The 15,884-nt window shown below is 47.2% G+C and carries 13 protein-coding genes; 7 read left to right on the top strand and 6 right to left on the bottom strand.

Features of this window, described 5'->3' with window-relative positions:
- Positions 1–3: 3 nt before the first annotated feature.
- Positions 4–1,179, bottom strand: a complete 1,176-nt coding sequence (locus KXJ70_RS11030; protein ID WP_219043556.1) for an amidohydrolase family protein — start codon at positions 1,177–1,179, stop codon at positions 4–6.
- Positions 1,180–1,510: 331 nt separating this feature from the next.
- Here KXJ70_RS11030 and KXJ70_RS11025 point away from each other — a divergent pair, with 331 nt between their 5' ends.
- Positions 1,511–1,804 (top strand): 4Fe-4S dicluster domain-containing protein, encoded by a 294-nt coding sequence (locus tag KXJ70_RS11025; protein WP_219043555.1) that lies wholly within the window; start codon positions 1,511–1,513, stop codon positions 1,802–1,804.
- 215 nt (positions 1,805–2,019) lie between these two features.
- On the opposite strand, the gene KXJ70_RS11020 is transcribed toward KXJ70_RS11025, so the two are convergent.
- From KXJ70_RS11020 to KXJ70_RS11010, 3 genes are all read right to left on the bottom strand, one after another.
- On the bottom strand, positions 2,020–2,319 hold the full coding sequence (locus KXJ70_RS11020) for a hypothetical protein (RefSeq protein WP_219043554.1): 300 nt from the start codon (positions 2,317–2,319) through the stop codon (positions 2,020–2,022).
- A 103-nt stretch (positions 2,320–2,422) separates the two neighbouring features.
- Positions 2,423–3,358 (bottom strand): LysR family transcriptional regulator, encoded by a 936-nt coding sequence (locus KXJ70_RS11015; RefSeq protein WP_219043553.1) that lies wholly within the window; start codon positions 3,356–3,358, stop codon positions 2,423–2,425.
- A gap of 37 nt (positions 3,359–3,395) precedes the next feature.
- Positions 3,396–4,232 (bottom strand): SDR family NAD(P)-dependent oxidoreductase, encoded by an 837-nt coding sequence (locus KXJ70_RS11010; RefSeq protein WP_219043552.1) that lies wholly within the window; start codon positions 4,230–4,232, stop codon positions 3,396–3,398.
- Positions 4,233–4,892: 660 nt separating this feature from the next.
- Here KXJ70_RS11010 and KXJ70_RS11005 point away from each other — a divergent pair.
- From KXJ70_RS11005 to KXJ70_RS10985, 5 genes are all read left to right on the top strand, one after another.
- A complete protein-coding gene (locus KXJ70_RS11005; protein ID WP_219043551.1) occupies positions 4,893–5,666 on the top strand; it encodes an acetoacetate decarboxylase family protein in 774 nt (257 codons plus the stop codon).
- 160 nt (positions 5,667–5,826) lie between these two features.
- Positions 5,827–6,369, top strand: a complete 543-nt coding sequence (gene folE, locus KXJ70_RS11000) for a GTP cyclohydrolase I FolE (RefSeq protein WP_219043550.1) — start codon at positions 5,827–5,829, stop codon at positions 6,367–6,369.
- An 11-nt stretch (positions 6,370–6,380) separates the two neighbouring features.
- Positions 6,381–7,394: an SDR family oxidoreductase gene (locus KXJ70_RS10995; RefSeq protein WP_219043549.1), complete on the top strand. Its 1,014-nt coding sequence runs from the start codon at positions 6,381–6,383 to the stop codon at positions 7,392–7,394.
- A 33-nt stretch (positions 7,395–7,427) separates the two neighbouring features.
- Positions 7,428–8,111 carry an SDR family NAD(P)-dependent oxidoreductase gene (locus KXJ70_RS10990; protein ID WP_219043548.1) on the top strand — a complete coding sequence of 228 codons (684 nt, stop codon included), beginning with the start codon at positions 7,428–7,430 and terminating at the stop codon, positions 8,109–8,111.
- 895 nt (positions 8,112–9,006) lie between these two features.
- The gene (locus tag KXJ70_RS10985) at positions 9,007–10,071 is read left to right on the top strand and encodes a Glu/Leu/Phe/Val family dehydrogenase (protein ID WP_219043547.1); all 1,065 of its coding nucleotides are present in this window, start codon (positions 9,007–9,009) and stop codon (positions 10,069–10,071) included.
- A gap of 281 nt (positions 10,072–10,352) precedes the next feature.
- On the opposite strand, the gene KXJ70_RS10980 is transcribed toward KXJ70_RS10985, so the two are convergent.
- On the bottom strand, positions 10,353–11,774 hold the full coding sequence (locus tag KXJ70_RS10980) for an L-serine ammonia-lyase (protein ID WP_369409773.1): 1,422 nt from the start codon (positions 11,772–11,774) through the stop codon (positions 10,353–10,355).
- 785 nt (positions 11,775–12,559) lie between these two features.
- On the opposite strand from KXJ70_RS10980, the gene KXJ70_RS10975 reads away from it, so the two are divergent.
- Complete coding sequence (locus tag KXJ70_RS10975; RefSeq protein ID WP_219043546.1) at positions 12,560–14,860, top strand: TonB-dependent receptor; 2,301 nt, start codon at positions 12,560–12,562, stop codon at positions 14,858–14,860.
- 148 nt (positions 14,861–15,008) lie between these two features.
- On the opposite strand, the gene KXJ70_RS10970 is transcribed toward KXJ70_RS10975, so the two are convergent.
- Positions 15,009–15,857 (bottom strand): SDR family oxidoreductase, encoded by an 849-nt coding sequence (locus KXJ70_RS10970; RefSeq protein ID WP_219043545.1) that lies wholly within the window; start codon positions 15,855–15,857, stop codon positions 15,009–15,011.
- Between the last annotated feature and the right edge of the window lie 27 nt (positions 15,858–15,884).

Below are 15,884 nucleotides of genomic sequence, written 5' to 3'. Positions count from 1 at the left end.
TATTTACGCAAAAACAGATTTTAAGGGTCCAACCCGCGCCGCAATTTTATTAAGCTCTGCCTCGTCCAAGTTGTAACACTCGATAGCGTTTTTACTTAGCATTAGCGTTAGCTCGTCCTCAGGCACCCCCTTCAAGTACTTAACCATTTTGTCGTGCGTGTTTGGCCAGCTTCCTTCAGGATGGGGATAGTCGGTACCCCACATGACATTGTTTATGCCTATTTCATGCCGCACAGCCGTTGACCCCTCATCAAACAGGGCAGACGCGCCAACCCATACATTCCGCTTAAAATACTCGCTCGGCGCCATAGTTAGATTACTTCTGAAATCACCCAACTTGCCCGATGTGTGCTTAACGGACGCGCGAACATCCATCAACTCCATCAAATGCGGTATCCAGAACTCACTAACTTCCGTTAAAGCAAACTTCAGTCGTGGGAAAAGCTCAAACACACCACCAAAGATCATGAACCACAGCGGACGCGCAGCCCACCACGCAAATTCAGTAACGAACACCCCAATAGCACCTGGCAAAGTGTAGTCATAATCAGGCGATGGGCCAGAATGAGTGTGAACTACAATTCCGTATTCCTGACAGTATTCCCATATTGGGTAATACTTAGGGTGGTTGTAGGCGTCCCGGTCTCCCATCAATGGCGGAATCAGAATTCCACGAAAGCCATTTTTATGCGCCCATTTAATTTCATTTAAGGCCTCATCCACATCGTATAGCATCAACACTATCGCAACACCGATTCTGCGAATCGGATCTTCCTTCATGAACTCCGCCATCCAGCGGTTGTGCGCCCGCGCACCGGCCCACTGCAATTCGGGATCGACACCCCATGGACGAAGCCCTAGATCCGCACCAAATGGAGGTGCGTTCATTTCCGTTATTCCATCTGGAAAGAGTACTTCTGCAGCCACACCGTCCTTATCAATAACCTTATTGCGAACCGCGCCGTCCCATGCGCCGGACAAGTTGTCTTCGACTTGCTCACGCCACTTGTCATTAAAATCTGTTAACAACAGAAACTCTTCGGCCCTGCGAGTCTTTTCTCGCTGGATAGGCAGAGCCTCATCAAAAGCCGCATGATATTTTGATTCAAGATAATCCCTGTAACGCTCCATGGGGAGCCCTGCATGACCATCTGTAGATACGATTAGATAACGATCCATTTTTTATTCTCTATTAACACCAACATCCGCAAACTATAGTTCAGCAAAACAAGTGCGAGAAGAATCTAAACGTAATTACATTGTTCACAATCGAGGGACAATGGACCTCAATAGGATCCACACGACGGTCAATGAATGAAATCACACAAATTAATGAGCGGATTACTCTTTCACAAAGAGTTAGACTTCCGCCGAAACCCAAAAATAAAGCGAAGCATTGTAAAACTTATCACTTGTGCTCTATGATCCAAATTATAATTTTATAAAAGATATATCTGTATTTTTAATACTAATACGATATAAAAATAATACTCACAACGAGATACTAAGCATGAAAGACAAGGAACTTTGTAGCGACATATCAGGCAGAGTAGCACCGGTGGTCAACAGGAACCGCTGCGAAGGAAAGGATGATTGCGTACAGGTGTGCCCATTTGACGTATTTGAAGTCTCCAAAATATCAAAAGAGCAACGCGCCAAGCTTTCTATTATTGGGAAAATAAAGGCGTTTAATCACGGCGGAATGCAAGCATTTGTCGTCAACCCATCAGCCTGCCACGCGTGCAAACTATGTATTGACGCCTGCCCCGAAAATGCCCTGACACTTCAGCCGTACACGCCATAAAACAGGAATATCATATGACGCCAAGAATTGGAAATTACTGATCAAAGTTTTGAGAATATTAGAAGATATCTTTCTAGACCTGTATAACTTTTTATATCCGACGAAGCCCCAACTAACTGAAGTCTAGAGTAAGTCATCGTGAGGTCTTCGCCGGACCATCCATAACCGGGGTTGAAGAAACCACCCGAGAAACGGCAATAGCGAATTAGAACGGCTTACGATGCCCGTTTCCCTTCGACTACATTTTTTCCCATTGGCCCCACCTTTACAGTGCCAGTAAACGCGTCACCCTCAAACAAAACATCAAATTCAAGATTCATAGAAATTGGTTTTGTCACGCCACAGAGCCACGTTCCTTTATCACCATCTAACTTTCCCTCTTTCATAGGAATATTACCCATTGGCGACTGAATCTCGCCAACTATTTCATCCCCATTTAGAGTTACTGTCATCTTGCCTTTCTGCTTGCCCATTGGCGTATTCAGTATAACGTCCCAAGATCCTGCAATGCTCATCGCTATTCTCCTTTTATAATATACATTTTTTTACACTTAGTTCTTCTTGAAAACATTAATCAACCAAAATAGTTCTATAGATTCACCTCTCACGATTTATAAATCACACCTGATGAAATAGACTTTTATTCTCTAGCCATGCTTCACCGGCCATACTTTTACACAAGAAATCGATGAAAAATCGAATTTTCGCTGACAAGTGCTGGTTTCCGGAATAAACCGCCCACGCAGTACGCCAATAAAAGTTCCACGGTCGCGGCAGTCGCACAAGCTGACCAGACTCCACCTCATTCACAACGAAAAAATCTGGCAGCTGAACGATACCTATTCCAGCAACTGCACCCGCCTTAAGCGCCGCACCGTCCTCACTAATCCAGTTGCCGGTGACCCGAACTTTGTTAACCACCCTAGACGAACTAAAATGCCAAACTCGATCGGGGGTACACAGTGAGTTGTAGTGCTGAAGATCTTCAACATTCAACGGCATCCCGTGTTCGTCCCAGTAAGCCGGAGAGGCGTATAGACTCATGGTGTAGCCACCGAGCTTTCTAGCGACCAAGGAGGAATCCTCTAGTTCGCCGTAACGTATAGTTAGGTCGTAACCCTCAGCAATTAGATCAACGTCTCTGAAACTAGAATGCACCGTGATTGACATATCGGGGTGAAGACGAGCAAATGACGCAATCGCACCAGCCATATACTGAACACCAAAGCGGCAATTTATCGCCACCTTAAGAATACCCTTGGGACTATTTTGCATTTCCGATATTACTGATTCGAGATTTTCAAACCTTCTCGAAAGCGTGAGACATTCTTGATAAAAAATTTCACCCACATCGGTCAATGCCAGCTGCCTGGTTGAACGCTGAAGTAATCTTGCGTTCAACCTATCTTCAAGCTTTCCCACCTGCTTGCTGACATAGGACTTTGACACCCCAAGATTCTCAGCTGCAGCAGTAAAGCTTCCCGAAGAAACCGACTGCACAAACTCGTCGATACCATCCCACCTGCCGATTGACGAACTCACGAATTTAGACACACTGCTCCTTTTGCGGGCGCGATTCCCAGCTTTATTGTTAGTCGAATTCTACATCGCTATAGCTAGGATTCTCCCCATTTAGAACTGCGTCTGTCAAACCCTTGTAATATCTATTGAAAGGGTGGGTAAATATCCAAAATTTATTATCTCTAATCGCGCTAAATACAAGCTCTGCACACACATCAGGGGTTATAAAATTTGGATCTCCCGCCACTGTCGCCGCTTTCGCCTCGGCAATCATTTCTGCGCTCGCATCATCACCTAGCGCTCGAGTTATAACGCCTTCAGCAATATTAGTCGCTACAGGCCCCGGGCACAGCAATGACACACCTATTGGGGCTTGCTGTAATTGCAGCTCAACGCTCAAACATTCTGTAATACCGCGAACCGCCATTTTAGATGCAGTGTATTGCGCCATACCGGCCGCAGCGACCAATGAGCCGACCGAGCCGGTGTTTACAATATGAGCGGCTTTTTCCGCCTCGACCATGGCGGGAAGAAATGCATTTATGCCATTCACTACGCCCATGACGTTTATTGATAGCAAACGCTCCCAATCCTCTACACTTTGCTCCCAGGCGCATCCGAGACTGAGAATTCCGGCATTATTAAACAGCAACTCCACTGTGTTAAATCGAGAAAAACACTCGGCAGCAAAACTCTTAACTGACTCTGAGCTGGACACATCTAACTTCTGCGCATATACATTTACGCCCTTTGCTTTTAGCTCGTCAGCCAATATTTCGAGCGCCGATGAATTCATATCTGCTATGCAGACATTCATCCCTTCGCTTGCAGCCTTAACCGCTAAGGCTCGACCAATACCACTTGCCGAGCCAGTTACAACCGCTGTTAATCCCTCAAAATTATCCACACTTACTCCCAATGGCTAGCACTTATTATTCATTGAATTTAGGATCATGCGCTAACCACTTCACCTAATCCAAAGCCAAAATCATTTATTCATGATGACCGGATACTAGCACTCATATATGCAGATAAACCCAATCGTTAATTTTTATTAATTCGGCCCTAGCAACTACATCAACTACTGAATTCACACATTACCGAAACGGAATATGAAATTATCAGTATCTCGGAAATCGTTCACCTACCTGGCCACATTATGACTTCATCAATCGCGCATCTTCCCGGACCACAGATTATTTACAGCATTCGCCTCTCAACCCTACACTGGAGAACCAAGGGTCTCTTCACTTATTATTCTCTATGCCCCTGAGCATTTTCACTTGTGACAATTTGATTGCACGACTTTATCCCGACCCAGTCATAACAATAAAGCACCTAATGTAAACTCATTGTCGCTGAATAGCGCACAATCAACGGGACATAATTGGCCCAAGGCTGAGAACAGTCATATTACGTTTGATTCCTTATAGAACAGAATTCCAAGTGCTAGTATCTCCAGCGTCGACTAAAGAACGCGGCAGTGTAACTTCGAAGCTGGGTGCATTTACATTACCCACATGAAACCCACTTAAAATAATTACCAAATAGATGAGGTCTACTTAACATGACGGATCCCGCAAATGCACCACTGACAACTCCTGGTGAGATTGCCCAATGGCCAATGCTAAAGATTGTGTATCGCACAGACAAAGAAGCCATCGCGAACCTCTTACCACCAGGTATAGATCCCGGTGAAACCCCGAACGTAAATTTAACCATCTACAACCTCCCCGTGAATGAAGAGCCTGAGTATGGCGTTCTCATTACTGTCAATGCGGACTACCAAGGTCAAAGCGGCGAGTACGCGATTGGCTACGGCATTGATCAGGAAGCAGCGATTCATATCAGCGTCATGATGAATGGCCAACCAAAATTCCCGGCTACTACTGAATACTATCGCCTTGGACCGAACGTTACTGCACGTTGTCATCATCAGGGCTATACCTTTCTTAACTTCACTGCCACGGTGGGGGAAGAAGACCAGATCAAGGGCGACCCAGAGCGGTTTGAATGGTGGACAAAATATTCTCGCAAAGTGGGCGGCGAAGAAGGCTATGACTTTCCACCCCATGTCGTTAAAGTGCATGGCAAGTACGGCCCCGGCTACCGCTTGGCCCTCGACGGCAAACTGACGCTGCTTGACAGCCCATGGGACCCGATTGCCACGATGCTACCATTAAGAGAACAGATCTCATCTCATTTATGGTGGCCAGAATATCGAAGCCGGTCAGTCACGATCGCTGGCGAGCTAGATCCAAAAGCATTTTGGCCCTTTGTAGACACCATAGGCGGCAGCAGATGGCCAGGCCATCTAGGTGCACCACCAAAAAATAAGTAACCCTCGACATTCGGTCTATGTGATGTAGACGACTGCGCGGAAAAGTCATCTCCAGCAAGTAGTAGTGATGGAGGTGGCTTTTCCACCATCAATGCAATGTTTCCTCGCTCAATATCTTTAAGCGAAATCAATAAAAACAAGAATAGTAGCCAAGTAACTTATGGAAAGATCCTATTTTGAAATCATCAAGTCAGTCGGTGAAGACGTTAACCGAGACGGTCTGATTGACACACCATTACGCGCTGCCAAGGCAATGCAATACTTGACCGAAGGCTACAGAAAAACCATAGACGAAGTCATAAACGGCGCGCTCTTCACTTCAGACGCCAATGAAATGGTTGTGGTTTCGAACATCGAACTGTATTCACTTTGTGAACACCATTTATTACCCTTTATCGGCAAAGCACATGTGGCCTATATACCAAACGGAAAGGTATTAGGATTATCGAAGATCGCGAGAGTTGTCGATCTCTACTCGCGACGCCTTCAAATTCAAGAACAACTAACCACCCAGATCGCCGACACAATAATGGAAGTAACGAACGCACTCGGTGTTGGCGTTATTATTGAAGCCAGCCATATGTGCATGATGATGCGCGGTGTGCAAAAGCAAAACTCGGTTATGCGCACCTCTGCAATGATTGGTGAATTTAAAACGAATCAAGCCACCCGCAATGAATTTCTCTCGCTAATAAATCTTTGAAGGAAGAACATATGGAGTGCGTACTAGTTACAGGCGCATCAGGCTACCTTGGCCTCCATTGCGTCGCGAAATTATTAGCACAGGGATATTTAGTAAAGGGCACAGTTCGGTCTTTAAGCAGAGAAGCCGAAATACGAGAGTCGCTGTCGAAAGCCAACATTAACCATGAAAATCTGTCGCTATTAGAAGCCGATCTTGCCGACGACGCGGGCTGGAAGGATGCAACAGACAACTGCGACTATGTACTGCACGTCGCATCACCGTTTTTTATCGGCGAACCGAAAGATCCTGAGCATTGGATAAACTTGGCAAGCGACGGTACTTTAAGGGTACTGCGTGCTGCCAGCGCAGCCGGTGTAAAAAAAGTCGTCCTCACATCCTCCTGCGGCGCCATTACCGAAAGTACCAGCAAGGCGGAATCCTTTAGCGAAAATAACTGGACTGACCCAGCATTAGCGAGAGTATCTACCTACTTTAAAAGTAAAACCATGGCGGAACTCGCCGCGTGGGCATTCGTATCAAGCGCTGGAGAAAATTCAAAGATGGCACTGACTGTCATCAATCCGAGCATGATTGTTGGGCCATCTCTAAGCGACGATTTAGGCGTATCAAATGACATCATTAAAAGAATGATCGATGGCTCCACACCTGTAACAATCGCCTTGCACTTTGGCTATGTAGATGTTCGCGACGTCGCCGAAGCCCATGTACTGGCAATGCAAAACGACCACTCAGACGGCGAGCGCTTAATTGTCTCAGAGCGGGAAATGTGGCTCAAAGATGTCGCCAAACTACTCCGAAAAAATGGTTATAAAAAAGCACCCAGCATTGAACTACCCAACTTTCTTACTCAGCTCTTTGGTCTGTTCAATGCAGAAGCCAGAAGCACCACAAAAATCCTAGGGCAGAAACGTATAACATCGGCAAATAAAGCGAAGAACATCTTAGCTTGGTCGCCACGGGATATTAGAAATTCAATTCTTGAATCTGCACGACAAATTACCTCCTTAGAGAAATCTAATTGAGCCCGTCAAATAAATAACACTGGAGATTCACACATGACCCAATTAAACATCATCGTAACCGGAGGGTTTGGCGAACTAGGCACAGCGGTATCACATGCGTTTTCGCTAAATGGTCACAATGTTTGCCGAGTAGACTTTGCCTCGGCGCCAGTAACCATCATTGATCACACGCTGGATCTAGCCGGTGTAGACCTCAACAAACCCCTAGATTGCCAGAAGGTCACGAACGCGGTAAAGGACAAATTCGGCGGCATAGATGTACTGGTAAATATCGCAGGCGGATTCTCCTGGGGGATGCTAGACAACAGTGAACTATCGGACTGGGAGCGGATGTTCGGAATGAATTTGTTAACTGCGGTGTCGATGACCAAAGCGGCACTGCCAGAAATAAAACAAAGTCACGCAGGTAGAATCATCAATATCGGCGCCATAGGCGCATTATCAGCGGATGCAGGTATGGGCGCCTATGCGTCTTCTAAAGCAAGCATACACAAATTCACCGAATCTCTGGCCAAAGAACTGGCAGACACCAATACAACGGTAAACGCTATTTTGCCCAGCACTATCGACACAAAAACGAATCGTGCAGCGATGCCTGACGCCGACACAAGTAGCTGGGTAAAACCTGAATCCATCGCCGACGTGATTCAATTTTTATCTTCAACTGCCGCGCGATCAATATCTGGGGCACTAATACCAATTTCAAAAGGGGGATAATGTAACAGCCGTGTTGATTTAATGGAATGGTCCACCCCTCTCCCCAAGCGGGATGTTTCAGAGGAATATATCAGTTCCCCTAGCAGGCGCAGAGAGGCCAACCATGAAAAAAGCAGCAGCACTGCGTAGAGACCCTGTCCAAATCGAATTATCGTGTCCTCTGCTACCAGCTCACGCAAGCCGCAGCCCACCTGATCACGACCCGAGAGGTCAAAGAAATCCCCAGGCATAAATACCGAACCCTTGCTCTTGTTGATACGGAGCCTGACTCTACTTTTCAACGCTTTGACGCGCATGGCCACCTCCACAAATATACAACATTCACCTACCCAATAAATTTCACTTAAGAGCCTGCCATTGATAAGATTTTATGGATTTTCGACACCTATTTTTACCGAACATTGGAGGCTGTAACACTCTGCGTCCTCTGAGCTTAAAAATCATCGAAAATTCTTCTGCGCAATAATTAAACTAGTGATTCCTTATAGAATGGTATTTCGCTAAAAATAAATCACTACAGAATAAGCAGAGATCTGGCGCATGGCGAAGTATCTACTCGTGAACCGCAATCGTCGGGACTGCAAAGGTACTACCATCAGCGGCTGCGACTAGATTAGCCATCTTCCCTAACAGTCCTTAAAGACAAATATAGAGAACTCTATCCCCACCTTTCGCACAGTCTCACGCAACACGGCAGTCTAAAAAATAAATTAATACCTATTATCGATGTATTAAGAAATAATATTTCACACTCATCGTAAAACCCGTCTTATTTAAACTAAATTATTCAGAAAAACTCGCTAAGATATACCAATAAACAAACATGGACGCACAAGGCATTCGGTTACGATAGTCCGGCGCCTTCAGACCAACAAGTCAAACAACTGGAGTGACAATGAGTACCTTTAGCTGCCCCTCATTTAATCAACACGAACTCGTTGCCTTTAAGGAAGACTCGAAAACAGGTTTGAAGGCAATTATTGCCGTTCACAACACCAATCTTGGCCCCTCTCTCGGCGGCTGCAGAATGTACCCCTACCTCAATGATGATCTAGCGCTTAACGATGTACTGCGACTTTCACTGGGCATGACCTATAAATCTGCGCTTGCCGGACTACCGCTTGGTGGCGGCAAATCCGTCATTATTGGCAACCCCAACACCGAGAAATCGACTGAGTTACTGTTAGCGATGGGTGAGTTTATCGATAGTCTTGGCGGCAAATATATTTCCGCAGAAGACTCAGGTACATGTGTCAGTGACCTTAAAACAATGGGCAGAAAGACCAAGTACGTCGCGGGCGTGTGTGACAATCAAAAATATGGCGGCGACCCATCTCCTTACACCGCCTACGGCGTCTACTGCGGAATACTGTCGGCGCTGAAACATAAAAGAGGCACTGACAGCCTGAAGGGAGTTCGTATTGCCCTGCAAGGTGCGGGCTCCGTCGGCCGCCACTTAATTGACATGTTGGTAAAAAATGGCGCGACCGTCTTTGTATCAGATGTGAATAAGGCAAACCTTGAAAAGGCTACCGCCTTGGGCGCCCAGATTGTTGATAACAACAGCATTATTTCTCTAGATGTAGACGTATTCACCCCCTGTGCAATGGGAGGCGTGATTAATGACGATACGGTCGATCTTATTCGGGCGGAAATTATTGCGGGTGCGGCAAACAACCAATTAGCCGCAAGTGAACACGGCGAAAGATTGCGGCAGCGAGGGATTCTATACGCACCCGACTTCGTTATTAATGCGGGCGGCATTATTGATGTTCACTACCAAAGAGTGGGCGCAACAACTCAAGAGAGCGAAACAAAAACCAAGGAAATCGGCGCGACCTTGGCGGAAATATTTAAACGTGCCGATTCAGAAAAAATGACGACCGCCTCTATTGCAGAAAAGCTAGCAGAAGAAATTTTTATGAACCCGGAAACACAACTGATTAAAGCCGCGTCATAAGTGACGCAAAGTTCCTAACATCTCGACCACGATTCCATTGAGGACTTTGCCCAGCTTTGCTGGGCTTTTTTCGGCCTACGAAATTATCTCGACCACATTTTCCGCAACTTAAAACCAATGCATAAATGGTTAAGCTGATTTTTCGGCCGAACCGCATCCCCACCTAGAATAATTATCGTCCTCATTTGTTGAGCTGTTTTACTCAATGCTCGCGGGTGCTTATGGAAATTACGACGATAAAAAATTTAATATTTTTATAAAATAAGAAAAAATATAAAGCCCTAACACTCAGAAAGCGCAACAGGTACTACCACCGCCAAACCGCCTTGCGAGGTTTCCTTATAGCTACTATGCATGTCTCTTGCGGTATCGGCCATGACTTTGATGGCGGCATCCAATGTCACTTTGGTTTGATACGGATCCCCAGCCAAGGCAAGCTGTGCGGCATTCACCGCTTTAACGGCGCCCATCGCATTTCGCTCTATGCATGGAATCTGCACCAAGCCGGCAACGGGATCACAGGTCATACCAAGATGATGCTCAATGGCGATCTCCGCCGCTATGAGCGCCTGGCGCGGGGTGCCTCCCAAACTTTCGGTGAGTGCCGCCGCGGCCATGGCGGAAGAAACCCCGATCTCAGCCTGGCAGCCGCCCATCGCCGCAGATATTGTTGCTCCCTTCTTAAAGTAAGTGCCAACTTCGCCAGCCACTATTAAAAACCTTCGAATCTCTTCAGCGTTTACCACCTGACCAGAAAAGCAGATGTGGTACATAAGTACAGCGGGGATGACGCCGGCAGCGCCATTTGTTGGTGCGGTGACCACTCTAGCCAAACTCGCATTTTCTTCGTTAACGGCAAGCGCGAAACAACTCACCCAGCGCAGTATTTCGGAGAATGAAAGTTTGCGGCGTTTAATTTCATCGATCCACTCATCAACATTATCTGCATGAAATCCGCTCAGAAGTGACTTTTGCAGCCCCGCCGCTCGACGACTAACGCTCAAGCCACCTGGCAAGGTGCCCACACGCTGACTCCCCCGCCAAATACAATCCTTCATCACGTGCCACAGCCGGTCGAGCTGCGAGTTGATTTCCGCTGAATTTCGCCAAGCCAATTCATTTAATCTCACCAGCGCCGAGATCGATAACAGCTCCCGCTCACAATGTGTTAGAAGTTCATTAGGAGTCTGCGCTGGAAACGGTAAGTTCACAGGGTTGGCAATCACATCGGTGTCATTGCTGCACACGATAAAGCCACCGCCCACTGAAAAATAGCTGGCCTCCAACCACTGCCCTGCGCTACGCACCCGACATGTCATCGCATTCGGATGCTCGGGTAACCTTTGGTCACAGTAAAATTTTATGGCTTGATCAGGATCGAAATTTATTACATTTTCAGCATTCACTTGCAGCGACTTATTTATTTTTAATTCTTTAATAAAACGCGCAATAGAATCAACGTCTATTGTCTCTGGGTCATACCCCAGTAAAGCAAGACATATGGCTGTATCTGTACAATGACCTTTTCCCGTTAGGGCGAGTGAGCCAAACAGAATCACTTCTATCTCATCTATTTTATCTAAATTAGCAAGCTGTTCGCGTTGCCATCGCTGTATCGCTCGCCAAGGCCCAAGCGTATGCGAACTAGACGGACCAACACCTATTTTCAACATATCGAAAATACTTATAGCTTGGGGTAACACGGATTACTTCCTTCATGTTATTGAAATTTGTCTTGCCATTTTGAAATCCGACATAGAATATGACCGTCTTATACAATCAACTGCCGAGCTGCTTAAATTCTCACTAAGAATTATTTTATGCCACTCATCATCTTACCCAATGACTGAGAAATATGACGCCTAATACACAGCAACTCAAACATAACTTATGCAGCCAGTTACGAATACAAACTCATTAGTGAATAGGTATTTCTTGCAGCCAAAATGCTGCTAACAACAATCCCACGCAAACTCGCATCTTAATTTTAGACCACGGCATGCTTGCGCTCCGCAAAGAGTCCGCTGCGGTCATCGCCTGAAAGTCATCCGGTGAGATTCGCAAACCACCGAGAATGGTTGGGGGGCATAGGCACATGAATCACGGCAGCGGCGATAATGACCATCGAAAAGGTTGATAAATAACAGCTCAAGACCCAACCTGATGCCTCGCTTCCCCAGCAAATCTGATGCGAAACTGCTTATCAATGTGGAAAAAACTGCGCACTACTTCACAACGACTGTCCTACCGCGCCAACCTCCATGTCGCCCAAAGTCATAATTACGCACCTGCGAACATGCAAAACACGCCGCGTAGTGCTACCTTGAATAGGCATAAAGCTAACACCCTGTAACTTGCGAAGTTAAAAGCCAAATATAATAACGATGGACGGTCTATGATGCCCCAACAGCACACCCCAACAATGCGCCTTATCAGCAAGGCAATCCGGCTGACAAGCGCCTCAGCACTATTTGCAACTGGAGCAACAATGCTGAGTTCGCCCCTGCATGCGGCGCCGCGTATTATTGAGGAAGTGATTGTGACCGCCAATAAAAAGGCGGAGAGCGCACAGGACGTACCCCTGTCGATTTCGGTCATCGGGGCGGATTTTATTGAAGACTCCGGCCTTTCCGACGTTGGTGAGATCACGCGCTATATCCCCAACGTTAGCTTTGATGCATCCCTGGCCCTGTACACCAGCATTACCATTCGCGGCTTTGGCACACCGCCGCTAGGTGTTGGCTTTGAGCCGTCTATTGGACTAGTTATAGACGATGTGCCCTACGGCCGCTCAACATTTGCACAAGATGCGGTATTTGATATTGATCGTTTAGAAGTACTGCGCGGGCCACAGGGAACACTATTCGGAAAAAATACTCTTGGTGGGGTACTTAACTTTCACACCAAGGACCCGACCTCAGAGCCAGAAGGTTTCATCAAGTATGGCCACGGTGAAAACGTTGAAAGTAACAATATAGAGGGCGCAATTTCTGGCCCCATCGTGGGCGACAGCCTCTTAGGCCGGATCGCATTCCGCTATAATGACGCTGACACCCTTGAATACAATAGCACCCGCGATGAACAGCAAACCCAGGAAGACAAAGCGGTTCGCTTAAAGCTAAGCTGGTTTTTAAGCGATACTCTAACGGCAGATTTTACTGGCCTGTATGCAGAATCACTAACTAAGGGCTATACCCAGTCATTGTTTATTGCCAGCGAACGAAGCTTGCGCGTGTTCCGCGAATACGACCCGAAGACCGAAGCTGATCCCTACGACCAAAACACCTCGACCGATGCCCCAACTCGCTCAGACCGCGAGGTTAAAGCCGCTTCCTTAAGCCTGATCTGGCGACCAGACGAGCTAATGGGTATTACGGCACCGGAACTCACCACTATTGCGTCGTGGTCTGAAGTTATTACCCCCTACTCGCTCGATGTGGATTACTCACCGGTGCCCTTGGTGGCATTCAACGAGCCACCGAAGGGTAACCCCTATACCGCAAAGGCGATAGAAGTTCGTCTCGCTGGCGGATTAGACGCGCCGTTTGATTGGGGTGAAGGCATTGACTTTGTAGTGGGTGTATTTGGTCAAGAATCCACCAACGATGTATTCCAAGATATCGATGTGAGTCTGAACGGCTTGATCGCGTTTGCCCGCGCAGGTGCAATTGTTCAAAACATTCAACTGCCGTTTGATCCACTGTTAATTGACCTGCCAATCTCACTTCCAGATTTGATCCCTGGCATTATTGAGCGCGAGCGCTATATTTCTGCCACCCAGTCCACAACCCAATCCTTTGCTATTTTCTCGCAGTTTAATTGGATTCTGACTGACCGCCTAACGGCAACAGCTGGCATACGTTATGGCGAAGACGAGTCTGAGGGTTCATCTTATTCTCGCGTCGCGGCCGGCGCCAGCATTTCCGGCGGCTCACTTAATCAAAGCGACTTCAGCGCACCAAACCTGAAAAACAAAGAAACCAATGTGTCACCTAAGCTGGCCTTTAATTACGAAATACTGCCAGACATAAATGTCTACGTGAATGCCGCAAAGGGCTTTAAAGCTGGGGGCTTTGATCCCGCGCCACTAAATGACAACAATTTAACTTACAAAGGCGAGGAAACGCTGACATATGAAGCCGGTATAAAATCGCGACTACTCGGCGGATCACTAACATTGAATATGGCGGTATTTGACAGCGATGTTAAGAATCTGCAAATACGCACCTTTTCGGGTGTAACACTAACCACATTTAATGCGCCTGAATCGTCTAGTCAGGGTGCAGAAATGGACTTTTTCTGGCTACCGCCAATCGACGGCGTAAGCTTAGCCGGTAGCCTTGCCTACCTCGACGCCAAATACGATAGCTTTACCGAAGGCCCACCACTATTCACCGCAGAGCAAAATCAAACCCAGGATCTAAGTGGCAAATCATTGCCCTACGCACCGCGCTGGTCGGGCTCACTATCGCCGCGCTGGGAATTTCCGATGTTTGGCAGTTCCGACCTGCTCGGCAGCATTCGAATGAACGTATCTTATAGCGGCGAGCGCTATCTAGATTCCGACATCGATCCCAACACCTTGCAAGAAGCCATTACCCGCATCGATGCCGGCCTTGGTCTACGCTCAGAAACAAACGGCTGGTCAGTTAATTTTCAGGCGCGCAACTTAACCAAAGAACAAGATGCAGTATTGATTCTTGATCAACCGCTTATTCCCGGCAACTACACAAAAACACCGCATCCGGACCAAACGACCTATCAGCTAGACTTTAAAGTTGGATTCTAAGAACAAAGGAAAGTAGCATTGAGCGCAACAGTTCGACCCTATCGAGATTTTCAATAGAGTCGAACTGTTAAAAGACCTATAACGAATCAGAATTTAACGGATAAACCGCCGGCCTAGTCAGGCAACTCTCGCTGTAAATATAATATCTTTAACGAAAGTAATCCGGCCTACCCTGCATCCACAAATCACCCCACAACTGGCCGCCACCATCTAAAGTGAGTACCTCGCCGGTTATAAAGCTGCCGCTGGGGCCACCGAGATAAACACAAGCTTGGGCAATATCCCAGGGTGTGCCGAAACGCTTCATGGGATTCGACTTATCAAACTCGCTCAAGGCTTCCGGTGAGTAGGCCCGCATCCCCTCGCTAAAAATAACGCCAGGCGCGACACAGTTAACGCGGATATTATATTCCGCCCATTCTACCGCGACGGTTTTCGACAGGTGAATTACGCCAGCGCGAGCAGCACAGGTATGCGCGCCGCCACTCATTCCACGCGGCACCACGGCAACAATATTCACAATACTGCCCTGCTGCTTGCGGTCACGCCATTGACGCGCCACGTGCTGCATCATATACCAGCTGCCGTTGAGATTATTATTGACCACGGCATCCCAGCCATTTTTAGAAAAATCGATAGCCGACTGAGGAAACTGGCCACCGGCGTTATTCACTAAAACATCTAGGCGCCCGTGCTCCTCAAAAATTGCCGCATACATTGCGGCAATACCGTCGTAATCGCGAATATCTTGAAGTTTGTAGCTCGCGAGTAAACCCGCATCGCTTAGCGCCGCGACCGTATCAATTAGCTTCTCTTCCGTACGACCTGTAATAATGACGTGAGCGCCAAGACGGGCAAAACACCAGGCGGTGGCCTTGCCAATACCGCTGCCACCACCGCTGACTAATACTACCTGTCCGTTAAAGCCGCCCCCACTAAATGGTAGCGGGGCACTGGCAAAATCAGCGTCACTGGGTACGGACATCGGTTTACTCATTTTCATTCTCTCTACCGACAACCATAC

Origin of the sequence: Zhongshania aquimaris (assembly GCF_019312595.1) — a bacterium.
GTDB classification, from domain to species: Bacteria; Pseudomonadota; Gammaproteobacteria; order Pseudomonadales; family Spongiibacteraceae; genus Spongiibacter; species Spongiibacter aquimaris.
Note: the sequence above shows the minus strand (reverse complement) of the source record. Positions and strands in the feature narration are given on the sequence as shown.

Bases quoted from the DNA above. Each gene is read 5' to 3' on its own strand.
- KXJ70_RS11030 (WP_219043556.1), bottom strand. From the start codon at position 1,179: ATGGATCGTTATCTAATCGTATCTACAGATGGTCATGCAGGGCTCCCC.
- KXJ70_RS11025 (WP_219043555.1), top strand. From the start codon at position 1,511: ATGAAAGACAAGGAACTTTGTAGCGACATATCAGGCAGAGTAGCACCG.
- KXJ70_RS11020 (WP_219043554.1), bottom strand. From the start codon at position 2,319: ATGAGCATTGCAGGATCTTGGGACGTTATACTGAATACGCCAATGGGC.
- KXJ70_RS11005 (WP_219043551.1), top strand. From the start codon at position 4,893: ATGACGGATCCCGCAAATGCACCACTGACAACTCCTGGTGAGATTGCC.
- folE (WP_219043550.1), top strand. From the start codon at position 5,827: ATGGAAAGATCCTATTTTGAAATCATCAAGTCAGTCGGTGAAGACGTT.
- KXJ70_RS10995 (WP_219043549.1), top strand. From the start codon at position 6,381: ATGGAGTGCGTACTAGTTACAGGCGCATCAGGCTACCTTGGCCTCCAT.
- KXJ70_RS10990 (WP_219043548.1), top strand. From the start codon at position 7,428: ATGACCCAATTAAACATCATCGTAACCGGAGGGTTTGGCGAACTAGGC.
- KXJ70_RS10985 (WP_219043547.1), top strand. From the start codon at position 9,007: ATGAGTACCTTTAGCTGCCCCTCATTTAATCAACACGAACTCGTTGCC.
- KXJ70_RS10975 (WP_219043546.1), top strand. From the start codon at position 12,560: ATGCTGAGTTCGCCCCTGCATGCGGCGCCGCGTATTATTGAGGAAGTG.
- KXJ70_RS10970 (WP_219043545.1), bottom strand. From the start codon at position 15,857: ATGAGTAAACCGATGTCCGTACCCAGTGACGCTGATTTTGCCAGTGCC.